At 41.4% G+C, this 18,336-nt stretch carries 13 protein-coding genes; 7 read left to right on the top strand and 6 right to left on the bottom strand.

All coding sequences use genetic code 11. From position 1 onward, the window contains the following. Nucleotides 1-4: 4 nt before the first annotated feature. Nucleotides 5-1,135 carry a radical SAM family heme chaperone HemW gene (hemW, locus tag J0656_RS12660; RefSeq protein WP_207034468.1) on the top strand — a complete coding sequence of 377 codons (1,131 nt, stop codon included), beginning with the start codon at nucleotides 5-7 and terminating at the stop codon, nucleotides 1,133-1,135. 194 nt (nucleotides 1,136-1,329) lie between these two features. Here hemW and J0656_RS12665 read toward each other — a convergent pair whose 3' ends face one another. Further along, nucleotides 1,330-1,638 carry a hypothetical protein gene (locus tag J0656_RS12665; protein ID WP_207034471.1) on the bottom strand — a complete coding sequence of 103 codons (309 nt, stop codon included), beginning with the start codon at nucleotides 1,636-1,638 and terminating at the stop codon, nucleotides 1,330-1,332. A 275-nt stretch (nucleotides 1,639-1,913) separates the two neighbouring features. Beyond that, nucleotides 1,914-2,525: a DJ-1/PfpI family protein gene (locus J0656_RS12670; RefSeq protein ID WP_237688941.1), complete on the bottom strand. Its 612-nt coding sequence runs from the start codon at nucleotides 2,523-2,525 to the stop codon at nucleotides 1,914-1,916. 507 nt (nucleotides 2,526-3,032) lie between these two features. On the opposite strand from J0656_RS12670, the gene J0656_RS12675 reads away from it, so the two are divergent. The 6 genes from J0656_RS12675 to J0656_RS12700 are packed head-to-tail and all read left to right on the top strand — an operon-like array spanning nucleotide 3,033 to nucleotide 7,303. Beyond that, on the top strand, nucleotides 3,033-3,785 hold the full coding sequence (locus J0656_RS12675; RefSeq protein ID WP_207034472.1) for a cyclase family protein: 753 nt from the start codon (nucleotides 3,033-3,035) through the stop codon (nucleotides 3,783-3,785). Next, a complete protein-coding gene (locus tag J0656_RS12680; RefSeq protein WP_207034474.1) occupies nucleotides 3,786-4,136 on the top strand; it encodes a DUF4260 domain-containing protein in 351 nt (116 codons plus the stop codon). Between the two features lies 1 nt (nucleotide 4,137). After that, a complete protein-coding gene (locus J0656_RS12685) occupies nucleotides 4,138-4,761 on the top strand; it encodes a DUF4230 domain-containing protein (RefSeq protein ID WP_207034476.1) in 624 nt (207 codons plus the stop codon). A 2-nt stretch (nucleotides 4,762-4,763) separates the two neighbouring features. Further along, nucleotides 4,764-5,168: a Dabb family protein gene (locus J0656_RS12690; RefSeq protein ID WP_207034478.1), complete on the top strand. Its 405-nt coding sequence runs from the start codon at nucleotides 4,764-4,766 to the stop codon at nucleotides 5,166-5,168. After that, nucleotides 5,165-5,524 (top strand): MmcQ/YjbR family DNA-binding protein, encoded by a 360-nt coding sequence (locus J0656_RS12695; RefSeq protein WP_207034480.1) that lies wholly within the window; start codon nucleotides 5,165-5,167, stop codon nucleotides 5,522-5,524. The genes J0656_RS12690 and J0656_RS12695 overlap by 4 nt, the downstream gene beginning before the upstream one ends. Nucleotides 5,525-5,530: 6 nt before the next feature. Continuing rightward, nucleotides 5,531-7,303 (top strand): MutS-related protein, encoded by a 1,773-nt coding sequence (locus tag J0656_RS12700; protein WP_207034482.1) that lies wholly within the window; start codon nucleotides 5,531-5,533, stop codon nucleotides 7,301-7,303. Here the strand turns inward: J0656_RS12700 and tamL are convergent. From tamL to J0656_RS12720, 4 genes are all read right to left on the bottom strand, one after another. Next, on the bottom strand, nucleotides 7,300-9,579 hold the full coding sequence (gene tamL, locus J0656_RS12705; RefSeq protein ID WP_313790193.1) for a translocation and assembly module lipoprotein TamL: 2,280 nt from the start codon (nucleotides 9,577-9,579) through the stop codon (nucleotides 7,300-7,302). The two genes, J0656_RS12700 and tamL, sit on opposite strands and share 4 nt — an antisense overlap. Nucleotides 9,580-9,639: 60 nt before the next feature. Continuing rightward, nucleotides 9,640-14,628 (bottom strand): translocation/assembly module TamB domain-containing protein, encoded by a 4,989-nt coding sequence (locus J0656_RS12710; protein ID WP_207034486.1) that lies wholly within the window; start codon nucleotides 14,626-14,628, stop codon nucleotides 9,640-9,642. Between the two features lie 141 nt (nucleotides 14,629-14,769). Further along, nucleotides 14,770-15,870: a DUF4407 domain-containing protein gene (locus J0656_RS12715; RefSeq protein WP_207034488.1), complete on the bottom strand. Its 1,101-nt coding sequence runs from the start codon at nucleotides 15,868-15,870 to the stop codon at nucleotides 14,770-14,772. Between the two features lie 105 nt (nucleotides 15,871-15,975). Continuing rightward, a complete protein-coding gene (locus J0656_RS12720; protein ID WP_207034490.1) occupies nucleotides 15,976-18,336 on the bottom strand; it encodes a M56 family metallopeptidase in 2,361 nt (786 codons plus the stop codon).

An 18,336-nucleotide genomic window follows, 5' to 3' on the forward strand; every position in this document is an offset into this window, starting at 1 on the left:
TTGAATGAGCGGAATTTATATCCATATTCCATTTTGCAAGCAAGCTTGCCATTATTGTGATTTTCACTTTTCCACACAACTGGGAAAAAAGGAAGTCATGGTCAAGGCCATTGCCAAAGAACTGGTTCTTCGCAAATCGGAGATTGATGAGGTGGTCGAGACGATTTATTTTGGAGGCGGAACGCCATCAGTTTTATCCAATGATGAAATCGAATATTTGATTCAGGCAGTTTACGACAATTACAAAGTAATTCATGATCCAGAGATCACCCTCGAAGCCAATCCTGATGATTTGTCCAATAATCGAATTATCCAACTATCCAAAAGTCCAATAAATCGTCTCAGCATAGGCATCCAATCCTTTTTTGAAGAAGATCTACGTTTGATGAACCGCGCACACAATGCCCAAGAAGCTGAAAACTGTATTCGGGAAGCCAGAACTCATTTTGACAATATCTCCATCGATTTGGTCTACGGAATCCCTGGTATGGACAATGAACGATGGAAAACCAATATTCAAAAAGCTTTGGATTTTGACCTGCCCCATATTTCCAGCTACGCGCTAACGGTGGAACCCCGAACGGCTCTCAAAAAATTTATAGAAAAAGGTGTGGTTCCCGATGTGGATGATGAGCAGGCACAAGAACAATTTCATATTTTGGTGGATGCTTTGGAATCCAACGGTTTTGTAAACTACGAAATTTCCAATTTTGGCAAGCCCGATTATTTCTCCAAAAACAACACCGCCTATTGGTTGGGCAAAACCTATTTGGGCGTTGGCCCATCTGCACATTCCTTTGATGGAGCCCATCGAAGTTGGAACATACGGAACAACCCGACTTACATCAAAAAAATAGAAGAAAATGTGCTGCCCATCGAAATTGAGACACTTTCCACTACGGATAGGTACAACGAATATGTAATGACGGGCCTACGTACCATTTGGGGCGTGGATTTGGATAGAATAGAAAGTGCATTTGGAGAAAATTACCTGAAATATCTCTACCAACAATCATCAAAATTTTTAGATCAAGGTTTGTTGGTTGTGGATGATGGAAAATTGCTTACCACTAAAAACGCCAAGTTTTTGGCGGATGGGATTGCCTCGGACCTTTTCATGCTTAACCTAAAATAGGAAACTGTCATTCCTGCCTACGCAGGAATCTGTGAAGTAGAATTTATTCCCAATGGCATTGGGGGTTTTAAAAAAGAGGCAAATTTTTGGTGGAAGGAATTGTGAGTGATTTGTTTTTCATGGATTAGTTTCGAAAGCCAATAAAAAATCAATTATATGTGTCACTTCGATTAGCGTTGTAATGATTTTTGGCTTTATATGTAAGCGGAGAGACGAAGTTTTTTAGGATGCGAATCAATGTTAAACTTTCCAATACCTTTTATCATTTCTGCCAATTCTTTGTTTACTTGAGAACCTTTAATTTCAATCCACTCAATTTCTTTGTACATAGTCCAACCTGGATTAACTGGGTCTGTAACCATAGATTCCATGGCGTTAGGATAATAATCAAAATTAAATTGCTCATTTCCTGAAATTTTTAATTTTCTTATTTTTTTATCAAAAATTAATTTGACATCTATTTCTTCAATTAGATGGTAATTGACCACTAGTACAGATATCAATTTTACCCATTTTGAATTATTCATAAACGAAGAAGAAAATTTCTTCTTTATAAGTTCATCAATTCTTTCTTTGGATATTGATTTTTCATAAGTTAAGTATATCTCGATGAACGACGATTAAAACTAAGCGATCTGAACCAAAAGATTTATTCGAAATTGACCGATGAACGGTTTGAGTTGATAAATCCCTATTCCTAATTAATTGATAGGGATTTTTCAAAAATGTAAGTTTTTGACGTATGGGATTGCAAGATTTTTGTGGATTAAAGCAGTGCTCATTCGGCCACGAAATTATCGTTATCCTTGTCCTCTATCCAGTTGTATTCAATTTCTTTGGCCACCTTTCTGGCGAAATCAATACCGTGTCTATCGGCTAAAAAGCCCAGAGCCATATCCATGCCTGCGCTTACGCCCGAAGAGGTGTAGTATTTGCCATCAACTTTCCATCTCGCTTTTTTGTCCCAATCAACCTCCGAATTTTGGGAAACAACCCATGAAAATGCCCGCTTGTTGGACGTAGCTTTTTTGCCATCCAATAGTCCAGACTTGGCGAGAAGTGCACTCCCTGTACAAACGGAAAGGACATAATCACTCGTTTGGGATAGTTCTTCTATTTTATCCAAAAGTTGGGGATTGTTCACTTCCTTTCGGGTACCCATGCCTCCTGGAACCAAAATGATTTTAGGACCGTTGCCCATGGTCTCAAATTTTTCGGTCATGATGGGAACTTTGTGTCTATTGGTGACCACACCTCCCTCAAGCGAATAAAATTTAAGCGAGTATTGATCCACTAACCGGCCAAAAATTTCTGCTGGCCCGAAAACATCCAAAGTTTCATAATCATCGAACATGATAAAGGCAACTTCAATAGGCTTTTCTTTTTTCATGGTGTTGTCAAGTTTTTGGGCATTTACATCAATTAGGGCAAGAAATGCTAGAATTAATGTCGAAAGTAAAGATTTCAATTGTTGCTTAGTGATCATTGGTTCAAGGTTGGTTGGTACTCAAATTACAGTCAAAGCTCTACGAGATGATAGTTTTTCAAAGATTCATGTAGACCAAAATTTGAAGTTATGATTTTTTTGGAACAAATATCACACCTGTGCAGGACAGGAACAATTTCTAGATTCGTAAAATACAATTCAAAGTTGACCGAAATTCTTCAGTTCGAGTGTTTTTTCACAAAAAAAAAGTATCTAGGACCAGAATTTCAAGCAGAAACTCAATTCTGGATACAAAATTCCTTTGGATTTTCACTCGAATTGATGGTTTTGAATTGGACGGCGAATCAATTTTTGAAGAATTCGTTGGACTAATAACTTTTATCAAAAAAGGCTGATTTATTGCATTTATCAAATGAATTGACTTAATTACTGCAAACTAGTTTAGCTTAAATGATTGCCACAGTAAAACACAACTCCCGTAACTATAAAATAGACCTGACCAAGCCTCTTGATATTTCCATACCGCTCAAAGGGGGCGACAAAAACGTGAACGCCTGGTACTTGGACCCGCCCAAAATTTCACCGCATGAAGAGGACGGGTTTGTGGGCAAGGTAAGCGAGGGCGCATCCACCAATTTCAACGATATTTGGTTCAACCCCCATTCACACGTCACGCATACCGAATGTTTGGGACATATTTCGGAGGAGTTCAACTCCATCAACAAAAAACTGAAGCAATTTTTCTTTTTGGCCGAGGTGATTACCGTGGCCCCCGAACAAATGGGAGAAGATTTTATCATCTCGGAAAAGCAAATAAAATATGCCTTGGGCAACAAAAAAAGACAGGCCGTAATTATCAGGACCATGCCCAATTTAGGCGACAAGCGCTCCAAAAAATATTCGGATACCAACCCAACGTACCTGACCGAGGCAGCGGCCAAATATTTGGTAAAAAAAGGAGTAGATCATTTGTTGATAGACCTCCCCTCCGTGGACAAGGAAAGGGATGGGGGAGAGCTTTTGGCGCACAAGGCCTTTTGGAACATGAGCGGAAAGCCCAGGGCCAAAGCCACCATAACGGAATTTATTTATGTGCCCAACCCTGTGGAGGACGGCACCTACTTTTTAAACCTACAAGTAGCACCCTTTGAAAATGATGCCAGCCCCAGTAGACCCGTGTTGTACAAAATTGAAAACCCATAAATGAAGACAACCCTGAAATTGGAAGAGGTAATGATGTTCGTTCTGGGCATCTACCTTTTTAGTTTGCTGGAATACCCCTGGTGGTGGTTTTTGGTATTGATGTTAACCCCTGATATTGGAATGGTGGGCTACATTTTCGGAAACAAGGTCGGAGCTTTTTGTTATAATCTGTTTCATCATAAGGGAGTGGCCATACTCATCTATCTGGTGGGCGCTTACTTTTCCATACCTTTATGCCAGTTGATCGGGGTAATTTTGTTCTCACACTCCGCGTTGGACAGAATGCTGGGGTACGGATTAAAATATGATAAAGGATTTAAGTTTACCCATTTGGGTGAAATAGGAAAATAACATGGGCGAAGTTGTGGATATTGTTTTGGGGTTGATCTTGGGCGCAATAATCATGTATTGGGTCTATTCCCTGTTCCGAAAAAAGAAAAACAAAGAAATTACCGAAGAACAGTCTACCGTAATTCTCAATAAAATCCGTAGTGTATGCAAATTGGTTTCGGTGGAAGGGGATTTTGCCGAGATTTATCATTACGAGAATACCAAGGACAGCTTTATGAGCTTGTTGCGGAGCAAGAAAAAGGCATTGATCGTCATCAAGGCGAAGGCACAGATCGGGTACGACCTGAACAAATTGGATTTGAAAGCGGATAACGACAACAAGCGGATCATGCTCAACCATTTTCCAGAGCCAGAAATATTGTCCATTGAACCCGACCTGCAATTTTATGACATTAAAAATGGTATTTTTAACAGCTTTTCGCCCACAGACCTGACCAATCTGAATCAAGAGGCCAAAGAGCATATCAGAAAAAAGATACCCGAAAGCGGGTTGATGGAAACCGCAAGGAGAGAAGCATTACAGGCCGTTTTGGTCGTGGAAAAAATAGTGGAGACCATTGGATGGACATTGGATTATTCCGCTTTGGAAATATCAAAAAAGGAAAAAGAATCAATAGAAGAGTAAATATGAAAACCAAAATTGTAACCCTGCTATTGGTAGGTGTGTTAGCCTCCAGTTGTGTACAAATCAAAAATGAAATGAACAATAATTTTGACCACACGTTTGCCCACGTGGTCTATTTCTGGTTTAAAAATCCAGATAGTCAAGCCGATAGGGCCACTTTTGAAGCATCCTTGACCAAATTTTTGAACAGTTCGCAGTACGCGAAGACAAAATTTATCGGTAAGCCGCCAAAAGCCATCCGCGATGTGGTGGACGATTCGTTCACCTACTCTTTGATTCTTTCTTTTGAATCTGCCGAAGATCAGGCCGCCTATCAAGACGAAGCCGCTCACAAGGTTTTTATAGAAGAGTGCGAAGATTTTTGGGAGAAAGTCATCGTTTACGACTCACAGGGAATCCAGCAATGAATGTAGAGGAACTTCGGGAGCTTTGCCTGAACAAAAAGGGGGTGACCGAAGCATTTCCTTTTGATGAAAACACATTGGTGTTCAAGGTGATGGGCAAGATGTTCGCCCTCGTGCCTTTGGAACGCCTCCCTACACAGTGCAATTTAAAGTGCGACCCCGAAAGGGCCGTGGAGCTTCGGGAGGAATATGATGGCGTAATCATGCCAGGCTATCATATGAGCAAGACCCATTGGAACACCTTGTTTCTGGAAGAGCTCCCTCCCAAATTGATTAAAGACCTGGTCGACCATTCCTATGAACTGGTCGTATCGGGATTGACCAAAAAGCTTCAACAAGAGCTCAACAATTTAGGTTGATGTTTCATGAAAGATTTAAAAACATTTTACACTTCCCAGCGAGATAAACATCAACAGGAACTTCAGCAGGTAAAAAAACAATTGGGCCTGTTGGCCACCTTGCGTTTGTCCGTTTTTGTGGCCTTAGCCCTTGGTATTTATTTCCTTTGGGGAAGTTCACTGCTATTTGTAGTGCTGCCCTTGGGCATTGCGCTGTTTTTGTATTTGGTCACCCGCTTCAGCAATGTAAAACGCCATAAGGAATATTTGGAAAGGCTTATCGAAATCAACAATACCGAATTGAACATCCTTGATCGAAAGTTTCATCATTTGCCCGACGGCAAGGCGTTTTTGGAACCCGATCATCCATATGCCCAGGACCTTGATATTTTTGGAAGGGGTTCCTTTTACCAGTATGCTAACCGTACGACCTTGGTGCAGGGTAGGGAGGTGTTTTCAAACCTTTTATTGGACATATATCCAAAGGATATAGCCAAAAAACAGGCCGCGATTCAGGAACTGTCACAATTACCCGAATGGCGGCAACATTTCTCGGCATTGGCAGGAGAGACCCGACCCAAAATATCCCCCGACGTGGTTTCCGACTGGATGAAAAACCACAAGTCTTTTATGCCCAAATGGGCGGGAATCGTTCCGCCGATTTTTGGTGTGTTGTCAATTATACTGATCACATTGGCGGTTATGGGCCAGGTGCCCGAAAGTTTGATTCTGTTCTGGTATCTCCTGGGCGCTGGAATCGTAGGTCGCTATGCAAAGAACATTATCGGATTTACCACAAATGTATCGGAGGCCCAAGAAACCATTCAACAACACCAACGACTGATTTCGGAACTGGAAGCACATGCTTTCAACTCAGAGTTGCTGCAAGACCTTCAGAAAAAATTGGAGGTAAAAGGGGAGAGGACATCAAAAATTCTAAAGAAATTTTCCCAAAGTATGACGATGCTGGAGCAGCAGTTCAACCTCATAATTTTGATGTTTGCACAGGGTCTCGGCTTATATAGTGTTTATTATGCCTATAAAGTGGAATCTTGGATCGAGAACTATGGGGAAGATGTTGAAGATTGGTTTTCCGCCATTGCCCAGTTCGATGCCTACATCACGCTTGGCACCTATGCCTTCAACCATTCTGATCATACCTATCCGAACTTGGTCCATGGCGACATTATCCTTAGCGGGAAAGAAGTGGGCCACCCCTTGGTGGAACCCAAAAAGAACGTTTTAAACGATTTTGAGATCGCAAAAGGACGTTTTTGCATAGTTACGGGCGCCAACATGGCTGGTAAAAGTACCTTTTTGCGTGCCGTTGGCCTGCAGATAGTAATGGCCAATATGGGTTTGCCCGTAAAAGGAAAAGAAGTGCTGTACCGTCCCGTACGTTTGCTGACAAGTATGCGATCTTCGGATTCTTTGGCGGATGAGACTTCCTATTTTTATGCGGAGCTCAAACGCTTAAAATACATTGTGGAGGAGCTGGATAAGGATGACTGTTTTGTGATTTTGGATGAAATTTTGAAGGGTACCAATAGTGTGGATAAGGCAGCTGGCTCCAAAAAATTTGTGGAACGATTGGTGAAAAATGGGTCTACTGGTATGGTCGCTACGCACGATCTAAGTTTGTGCAGCCTTGCCGATGAACTGTCCGAAGTGGAAAACCGCTATTTTGATGCCCAAATCGTAAACGGGGAACTGTATTTTGACTATACATTTAAAAAAGGGGTTTGCCAGAACATGAATGCTTCCTTTTTGTTGCGGAAAATGGATATCATCAGGGATTAGAAAGGGTAGCCAATGGCAAAATTCAATGTTGCTTTATTCCCGTTGTTTCCGAAGAAAGGAACATTCCAACGGTCATTTTTTGGTTGATAAGGCACTCTAAAAGGTGAGGCCAAATCAAACCGGATCACAAAATTCTGGATGTCCACCCGTAAACCAAAGCCAAATCCGGCAGCAACTTCGTTTAACCAATCCGATTCGAATTTACCATCGGTAAACAATGTGTTGGAAGAATTACTGGTCTGCTGGTCATTCTCCAAATCTTCATAATTTCCGGTAAGCCAAACATTCCCGGCATCTACAAAAAAGGCACCTTTTAAGTAAGAAAATATAGGGAATCGATATTCCAAGTTGGCTTCCAGTTTCAAATTTCCCGACCTGTCGAAATAATCCGTGGAGGAATCTTCCGAAACAGCGTTGAAATTTCCTGGTCCTAGCGAACGGATATTGAAAGCCCTAACGCTATATGGTCCCCCGGAGAAAAATTGTTTTACAAAAGGCAATGTTTCACTATTTCCGTAAGGTACGCCCCACCCGGCGTAAACTCTTGAAACCAGAGTTTGTTCTCTATCCCATCTTAAATAGAAACGAAAATCGACATCCATTTTTGCATATTGGGCATATTCGGAACCCAATATGGTGCCCGAACCGCCATCTATCAAACTGAAAAGGTTGCCTGCCAAATCAATATTGGTAGAGAAAAATATGGGATATTCCTTATCTAAATCGGACACTTCATCATATGTGAAGCCGTAGAGCAGCCCGGCAATAAAACGTTGCTCAAAACTTCTTTGGAGAAAAGGGTTGTCGTCCAATATTTGTTGAAACTCATCTGTTACCTTGGACAGCCTGGAGTAATTGACGCTTATTGGATCTAACTGGTGATACACATACCGGTTTTCTTTCCAAGTGTACCCAAAAGAACCGTTTATGGAATTCAGGGTAAACAACTGGCTTCGCCGTAAGTAATCCACCCCTGCAGAGATCTTGGTCTTGGGAACGGAATACCTGAATTTTTTTGGTGAAAATGGGATGGACCTGGGGAAAATCAAATCGCCTTTTACGCCCCATGCGATGCTGCTTAAATTTGAATTATCACCAGAACTCAATTGCGATTCATAGGAAAAATGGGTGGATAGGCTCAAGGTCTCGCCACCGTTGAAGAGGTTTCTGTTGCTATAGGTCAACAATAGTCCCGGGCCGGTAAATCCGTTGGATTTGGTCACGGCCTGAATTTCTGCCCGCAACGATCGCTTCGTCAATGGGGCCAAATAAATATCTGCCGCGAGGGAGCCGCCCTTTCCATTGGTCATTGCGGTATCCAGTTCACTATACTGAATATTGACGTACTTATAGCTTCCCAAGGACGAAAGTCTATTACTTGTAACCCTCGAGGTGTTGGCATTGTACAGGTCTCCCTCTTTGAACAAAATATAGGTTTCCAGCAATTCAGGTTTAAAGTAATACTCGTTTTGTATAAAGTCCGTTCCGTTGACATTGGTAATGTTTTGTTTGGACAATGGTAATGTATCGCCCTCGATGGAATAATTTGGATATACCGTTATGGAATCGATGGTATAGGGGATAGCCGTTTTTTTGGGAGCTTTCTTTTTTAAACGAAGGAATAGATCAAATTTTCGGTTTTTATATTGATTGGTGTCGGCTTCAAAAATGAAAAGATTTGCATTGCTATTATAGTAGCCCCGCTGTTTTAGATTGAAATCCAATCGTTCCCGTTCCGCTTTCAATAGATCTAGGTCAAAGCGGTCGTCCTTGGATAGTGGTGATTTTTTGACGATGTCCGATAGCTCATCATAAATCGGTAAGGAATCCATATCCACTTCATAATTTTCCAGTGTGTAAGGTTCTTGAAGGGTTGCCGTATAGTTGACGGAAGCACTTTTTTCTTTTAGAATGGTCTCGGAACTGGCCCTACTGTAGAAAAAACCGTTGTTGTCCAGCCGGTTTACTATGAGCTCTTCTACGCGCTCGGGATTTACTTCAGAAAAATATACAGGTTCTTCGCCAAAGGATTTGTTCAGAAACCTATATATAAAACCGGGCTTTTCCCGCTGTGCTTTGTAATGAAAGAACAAACCGGGTTTCATGCCCAGAAATTTGGTGTTTGGATTGGGTTCAATCAAACTGGTCAATTCAACTTTTACCTCCTTTAGCCCTTCCACTTCTCCAATAGTATCCAATTCCAGCTCTGCACCGGTGTATAGCCGCTCACCCTCTGGAATGAATTTCTTTATACCGCAAGACTGCGCTAATAGCACTACAAGGCAGTTAAAAAATAGATATTTTATGATTTGATGTTTCAAAAACTAATGTTAGGATTATGGGTTCTTATCGTTGTTATCCTTTTCTCTTGTGTCTTCCTCTTCTTTTTTTGTCTTTGGTTTGATAGGACTGAACAATTCACTGAATTTGTTGAATTCCCTATCAAAAATAAAGGCAAGTCCGGTCACGATCAATTGGCCATCAATAATATTTTGGTACTCCTGTCGTCTAAATCCTTTCAATCGATAATTACCTTGTTCATTCAAGAGGTACTCCAAAGTTACATTTCCAATCACAGGTGTGGAAGTTTCGGCACTCGATGCACTGCCTTCTACATCTACGGCACTTCCGGCCGAGACTATCACACGGTCGTCAAATAGCTTTTTCTGTGCATTGATGTTCAACTGTGTTCTGTTCTGTAGCCCATCGCCTTGATTTTCTTGAAAGCTGTCCAAGTCAAAATCCAGTTCCAGTCCGGTATTGCCCAATATTCTGTTGGAAATGGTATTGAGTTCTCCAGACAGTACTTTGTTTACGTTGTTACGTGCGAGGGCAACGGCACCCCCAGCGCTTCCATCACTTCCAGAGGTGGGATAAAAGCGGTTCAGGGCCAATAACGAAAAAACCTGTTTGTTGAGTTCGGATTCTTGCTGATTCAACTGTTGAATGCGTCCGTAAACCCCTCCGCCATAAGCCCCCTGAGCATTTTCGGGCATATCCAGGGCGAAGGATATTTCTGGACCTGAGATTTCACCTCCAATTTTCAAATAAACAAAAAAGGTGGAAGCTCTTTGGTACTGATTGGAAACCCCGGTATCCTGACCATAGCTTATGGATGACATCAATGGTGCTGCGGACGTTTCGATTTCATAGGTAGCGGTCACATCCAGTTTGGCATTATAGGGATCTCCAGACCATGTCACACTACTGCCTTCATTTATGGTAAACTCACGGCTTACCAAATTGTAAAGGCTTGTTTTGTAGAACCCAGAACTGAGTTCCAACCTGCCCGATAGGCCAATGTCCTGGTTGGGGTCTATATCTAAGTTTAAACTGGCATTGCCAGAGGCCTGTAGCATATCCTGTGTTTTTTCGTCCAAAACGACCTTAAAAACAGCATCGTCGGAAATTTCCAGGGTAGTGTTGATATCCATTCCGGCGAATACGGAATCAGGTGTTTCGTTGGAATCCCTTGTTAATATAGCATCGGGATTTTCTCTGTTGACAAATATCACCACGCCTTCCCTTCCTTGAATTTCATATTGGGCTTGTGGAACTACATAGGTGAGGTCGGTAGCGTCGCCGATCTTGAAACTTCCATTGATTATGGGAATCTCTAAATTGCCGGTCACCTCTACATCTGCATCAATTACCGCTGTGCCATATACCAGTTCGTTATCGCCTTTTTTGGAGTCGAGCGCCTTAAAGTTGTCTGCGGTAACCGATAATTCAAAATCTGGGTTCAAAAGGTCACCAGTTATGATGGAACCATCCAAAACCAATGTGCCCTTGTCGGCATCGGTAATCCTAAAACTATCGAATGTGATTTCTTCCTCATTCAGATTCAATGTTTGACCATCTATCCCCAAGTTTGTTTTGAAAGCGGACAAGGTGATGCCAACATTGTTAAAATTCAATCTTCCTGAGTAGTTTGGTTCGGCCAGTGTACCGTTCACTTTCATGCTGCCCGAAACGTATCCGGACGGATTGGACAGTTCTTCATTTAAAAATGCTTGAAAAATCTTGGTCTCAAATTTTTGGATATCCAGATCTAAATTTAATTGTGCACCGTTTTCGTTTGCCACGTAATCGCCTGTCAAAGTTAGGTCGGCGCCTCCGCCAGAGAGTTTTAGGTCAAAATCGTAGTCCGAAAGGGATTTGGAAGACGCATTTAAACTGAGACTTCCCAACGGGTTCTGCATCAAACGAAAATCCGAGATATCCATTTTGGAAACCAATCCAGTAGCTTCGTAAGGGTTGAGAATCACAAAATTTCCCTGTACCGTTCCTTTTGCCAGTGCTTCCTCTGGATTCAATAGACTTAGAAAGGTCTGAAGCTGAAAATTTTCGAAAATGATTCCAATATGTTCATTTTCCATTTGGGGAACCGTTGTGGATACCTCCAGTTTTTGTCCGTTCCGTGTAAGGACCAAGTTCTGAAATTCCGTATATGATTCCGCCATTACAATTTTATTGTCATCTGGGATTTCCCAGGTTTTTTTGTTCAGTACGAGGTCGTTCGGAGAAATATGTAGGCTCAGCGTATCTTTTTTAAAAATGAGTTTCGAGGCTATGTGCACTATTTGGGTGGTATCGTTAATGGAATTAAAGTCCAGCTCCAGTTCTTTGTTCTTTAAACTCCCCTCGATGAAAGTTCTTTTAAGGTTGATGGGGTCGTATTCAAAATTTTTGAGCCCTGCATAGAAATTCAGGTTGGTCGAATCGCCTTGCAAATCCACTTCAAGACTATCTACAATACTTCCGGCGTACGAAAACTTTGGAACGGATACTTTCCCGTCCAGTTTTTTGGTCAACGCATTAAACTTGACATCAATGTTCAGTGAATCCAAATCTTCGAAACCGTCCAAGAATACCTTGGAGATGATGGAGGTTGGTTTTAAGGCCAAATCCAATCTTGCCTCTACATCATCCAGTTTTTCGGAAAGGGTGCTATCCGAGGAAAAATAGTTTTCCAGTTGCTTCTTTAAAGCGGAGTTAATTCTGTTCAAAGATGCATTCGAATACAAACCGCCATTTAGAAATCCACTCTTTACAGTAGCGTCGGTAATGGAATCTTCTACACGAGCATTCAATACTATGGGTTCAATTTGATATTGTTTATTGTCCGCGACCGCAATCCCATTTTTAACAGCCGCTTCAACCGTATATTTCTTTGAATTTCCTTTGTAAGAACCTTCAATATCGGCTGCAACTTTTATATTCTTTGTGGTGAAACCCAATTTTTGGAGGTCGGCACCGATGATGTTGGTGGTAAAAGTTATGTTGTTGCTTTCTGAGGTAAAATCGATAAGGGTGTTGGATTTCAAATTCAAGTTTTCGTCTTCCATAGAAAGAGAAATATCCCCTGTACCATTTGTCAGTTCACCCTTGATAGCGATGTCCTTGTAATTATATTCTTGGAATTCAAATTGGGCGATGGTACCATCCACTTGGGCATCCAAATTCGCCAACTCTGTTCCAGAACCGGACCCCTGAATTTTTAACGAAATAGAACCAAGTTGATTATTTTGAAGAATTGCCCCCAATTGAAGACTATCTGTGGAAATGGTTCCATTAAATTTTTTGGTTTCCCCAAGTTGTGCAGAAGCATCCAATGCTATTTGTCCCTCTTGAATTTTTAAAATGGTATTGGTTCGGAATGATTCAAGGTCACCTTTTAGCGTACCGGTCAATGCAATAGTTTCTGGAATCTTAATTGATAGACTATCGGAAGGTAAAAATTGTTGAAGGCTTTCTTTCGATGACCGAACGTCCAAGTTATCCAAATCGTAGGAAAGGGTTTCCATTTGTGTAACGTTGAAAAGGCTTCCTTCCAATTTCAAAGAGGTGGATGGTCCCCATCGTAGTTCCGACTCAAAATCATCTACTTTTTGCAAATTTCCGCTTGCCCGAACGTATCCCGTAATCGGATTCTTGGACAACGTATTCAGGGAGGTGTTTTTTTGTAATTCGGGAGAAAAGCGCAGAAAATCCGAAGGATTCAGGCTCAATTGTGACAATACCAACTGTAGACTGCTATTTTCTGGATTGTTCATTGCCAAATCCAAGGATTCGTAGCGTATGTCAGCATTGGCATTGAGACTACTCTGGTTTAATCGTAGGGCCAAATTTGAAATAACCGCTTTATTGTCCGTAATGAATGCTCCGAAGCCCAATTGTTTTAGGCCGATACCAGAACTTTCCCGGAAACTGAACGCTTCGAGTTCAATAGCCAAGTCCGAAGGAGCGTAGTTCAAATCATCCGCTTTGAAAGTAAGTTCGTTGATGGTAAAGGCATTCGGGTTAAAAATGGAATCGTTTTGCTTTGCGCCATTTCTCGTAAAACGTAAGGTGTTGGATTCTAAATCCAGTTGATTGGCCTGTAATTCCAGTTCCGGCCATTGAAAAGCGGTATTCTGTTCTGGATTTTTGACGGTATCATTGGTCTGATTTAAACTTAATACAATGTTGGAGTTCTTTAGCGCCATTTCATCCGTTTTGTAACTATTTTTGGAAACGTCAACTGCAAGCTCTGTCAAATCAAATTCGGATAATTTCAACTGGCTCCGGATTCCATTTGGGTCTGAATTATAAACAAGATTTACCTCTTCCAACCGAATGCCATCAATGGAAATTTTGGGTGGGGTCGAGGTTGAAGTATCATCAGAAGTTGGAGGGGCATGGGTCTGCTCGTAATACAATTGACTGTTCTTCAAAACAAAATCATTTATTCCAAAATTCATTTCGTCAAGGTCGAATTCGGTGACTTCAATCTCAAGTTCACCTAGGTTCACTTTGATTTTGGTTCCCAAATAGGTGTCATTATACCGCACTTTCCAATCGGTAAATTGGAAATCACCCAGCGAAATCGACATGGGTTCAGAAACCGAAGTAGTATCCGAAGTGGCAAAGGCCTCCATCAGAAAGGCAAAATTGAAACTTTCAGGGTCGGTGCCCCGACGTATATTGGCAACTAATTTTTTGGCGTCAACATCGTCAATGGAAAGTTCATTTTTAACGAGCAAAGGATAAATGGGAAGGTCCATCTGAATTTCTTGGGAGTAGAGAAGGGTATCCCCCTGTTTATCTTCCAAGTATATTCCCTCTGCCATAATGTTTCCGGAAAAGGTGATAAAAACCCTTTCTACCTCGACCTTGGTGTTTGTTTTACTGGATACGTAATCCGTGATTTTCGAAACAATGAGGTTTTGCGCCCACGGCGTTCGGATGATCACCACCAAAATAATGAACAATGTCAACAAAACAAGAATGCTTTTCCCGATTAATCTCAGGATTTTTTTCCGGTTCCACTTTTTATCCTTCATACATACCAAATCGGAGCGATTGCATCACTTTTATTTTACAAATCGTCAGAAACACCTTGTAAAGATAGGATAGTGCTATGTAAGAAGGATGCTGAAACGGGATAAAGAATATCTCGATAGCATCAACTGTCGGCTAAAAAATTATAGATTCTTAACCTGAAGCTTGTGGAAACTATCCGCTTGTAAGCGTAACAGCTCTTCTGCCTTTTGCTTTTTGTAGCGGTACAGTTCTTCTTCGTTTTTGATGTCGGCATAGATTTGCTGATTGAGTTCCCCATCGGTGGCCATAAGCAATTTACGTTGTTCCACTTTTTGGGTGACCCAAGTTGCCACTACGCTTTCCTGCTCTTCGAATTTGTAGTCGTATTCCCCTTTTGGCGCCAATAATTTGGCTATGATCGGAGCTGTTTCTATGGCCAAGAACAACAAAAAGATAAAGAAAGAAGGAAACCAGGGCAATTTGCCCAACGCATTGATGCGTGCCATCAGTCCGTCAAAACCATCAATAATGGGCTGTGAATCGGCCACTGCAGTATCGTAATCGGTTTGAAGGGCCGCAATCTGGGCCTCGATATTCTCGATTTTATCGGCGTTCGTTTCTTTTAAGGTATTGAGCTCCGCCAGAGCCGCATCGTGCTTTTCACGTTTCTCCTTGTACACGGGGCCTTTGCCCAAAAGTCCTGTTCCCGCTCTGCCTTCGGCTTCGGAAATGTAGGTATCGTAGAGCGCGTTGGTCTCTGTTTCTTTGGTAGCAACCTCATTCTTCAGGTTGGCGATATCTTGGTTAAGGCTTTCAATTTTTGGAGTGTACTGGAGGGCCAATTGTTCCTTGTTGTTCAAGGTCAAGGCATTTTTTTCTTCCAAGAGCACCTGATTGATCTCTTTTTCAAAAATCTTCATCTCCAAGGGCTTGGAAATCACCACGGCGATGATCAAAGCCAAAACAATTCGCGGAGCCGCTTGGAGCAGTTCTCCCTTAAAATTGTCCCGCTTTTTGATGGTGGACACAATATATCTATCCAAATTAAAAATGAGCAGACCCCATATCAGTCCAAAGAAAACAGCGATATATATGTTGTCGAAAACCGTGTAAAGAGCATAGCCCGATGCAATAAATGCCATTACGGCGGTAAAGAATACGGTAGCGCCGATGCCAGCGTATTTGTTGCGTTCCCCATTGGAACAAGTCTCTAAAATTTGGGTGTCGGCTCCCGAGCAGAAAATAAAAAAGCGTTGTAGCATAGCGTGTTCTCTTTGATTGATAGATTATTAGAACGCAGTTTTTATGGATTTGTTACATAAAAAGCCCCAATTAAGGGGCTTTTAACATTGTATGGATAACAGGGTCTAGTTGTCTATTTCAATAGGGTCTACCGACAGCTTGACTATCGGGTTGTCGCCCTTGGTGCCCCTGATGTCAATATTGATTTTATTGTTTTTCTGAACGGTTCGCATTGCTTCTTTGGCGGATATTTCCTTGCCGTTCAAAGTAAAGGTTGCTCCCTTGTCCGCCATCTCCTTGATGTGCTCCAACGGTGATTTTGGCGCAGGCGGTGCAGGGGGCATTTGAGGAGCGGGAGTACTCACTTCCTTCACTTCTGTGGTACTTAAGGGGGATTTTGGAGGTTCTGGTTCTCCAATTGCAGGTGGTGCTGGCGGTGGCGGTGGAAAATCAGGGAACGGTTCGGCATCGTTACGTTGTTTCTCGGACATTTTCCCATAAATGGTTTTTAGGCGCATTACCTCATCTTTTTTGATGATCATATGGTTTCTGTCCATTGCATTGTACTTTTTGGCCAATGTGTTGTATTCTTTCATTTCTTCCCGAGTGGCACTGCTTTGACCGAGCATTTTTGGCCCCACAATATTTATGGTCGCGGAACCGTATTCTTCAAAAATACCATCCACTTTTTGGATAACATCTTTTGGGGTGGTTGCCTCAGCATTTATAATCGAACGGATAGTTTTTTTCCTTTCTTCAAAGGAAAGGTGGTCATTGATTTTTGCGAGCTCACCTTTTAAATCTTCCAACGGGACTATTTTGTTTTGGAATAGCAGCTTGCCATTTTTATTGATGTGGATTTCAATGGGATTTATGGTTTTTTGGCCATCATTTTGGGTTTGTTCGGTAGTGTAAATTGCATATTTGGCCTTGCTTCCAGGTCCCAATGGGGTCATACCCATTATTTGGTTTCTCTTGATAAGGTTGTTCAATGTTTTGGCAGGTACAATGGTTTCATCGTCAACCAGAACCAAATCATTCTTGGAGTTTAGTCTAATCCAACTATCGCTCAAAAGATAGAAACCTTCATCCAATTGTAAGAATACATTTTGGTTGCCCTTTTTAGATGCTTCTATTTTTTTGGCCAAAACAAAGTCTTTTTTAACCTCGGGATAATTGGTCAATATAGTTTCATAATCAAGATTTTTTACATTAGGAACTAGGGACGATAGCTGCCTTGTGTTTGATTCGTTTTGTTGTAAACCAATATAGATAGCAGAACTAATTTTACCTTGTAAATTTCCCCAATGCTGTATTCGAGTTAGGGAATTGTAACCTTCTTTTACCACATTGAAATCAAAAAATATTTCACCTGAACTAGAAACTTGAAATTCAATATTGTAATATCCGTTGTTGTCGGTTTTTGCAAGTGTACTTCCTTCGGAATCAGTAATAATGGCATTTTCCAGTGGCGATAAGGTTTCTGAATCTAATATAAGACCTGCTAATTGAATAGATCTTGAGGAAATCCCATCTGTGGACTCAAAACTTTTGTTTTCTGGGTACAAGGATGTTTCTGTTAACTCGACAGGCGTGGTACGGGTTATTGTTTTCGTCTCACTAAACCCAAATAATAATAGGGCCGTAAGTGGCAAGAGCAATAGGCTCCTGAGTACAAATGATGTTTTTGATGTTTTTGTTTTCATGACTGTAAAACGTTTTTTGATTGATGAATAATTGATGGCATTTGCGATGCCGACCGACTGATGATTTTCAATGCCGTTTGATAAGTACGACAGCAAAGTATTTTGATATTGTGAATAATCATAGCTCTTTTTGATCACCGCTTTGTCCGCTAAAAACTCATGGTTCAGCTTTATGGACGATTTAAAAAGGTAGATCAACGGATTGAACCATAGCATGACTTGGGCCAATTCTATAAAAAGGATATCCAAGCTATGCTTTTGTTTGGCATGGGTCTCCTCATGCAGCAAGACTTCTTGTGGGATGTTGCCTTCCTGGTGCTGTTTTTGGTTTAAGAAGATGAAGTTGAAAAATGTGTGTGGGGGCAAAGCTTGTTTCAAAAGCACCTTGGTGACAAAATTTTCCTTGAACTTGGGATTCTTTTTGATGCGTAGACGTATTCGTAAAAGATTTGCCATAAAACGCAGTCCAAACCCAATAACGCCCAATCCATAAATTATCCACAGCAAAAGTTGCCAATCAAAAACTGAGGTTTGTGGAATTGGCTGTTCAATTGTTACGGCAGCTCCTTGCTCCATCATAGGAGAAAATGCACTTGTGTTTGGCTGCACGGTTTCGATATATTCAACAAATACCAGATTGGGGATAATAAGCGAAGCAATAAGTGCTCCTAAAAGAAAGTAGCGCTTAAAATGGTGTATGCTTTCCCTTTCCAACATTAGTTTGTAGAACACCAGAAAAATGGTCAGGCAGGCTGTGGATTTTAAAAGGAAGACCAACAT

It is taken from the genome of Flagellimonas aurea (genome assembly GCF_017313785.1).
Lineage (GTDB): Bacteria > Bacteroidota > Bacteroidia > Flavobacteriales > Flavobacteriaceae > Flagellimonas > Flagellimonas aurea.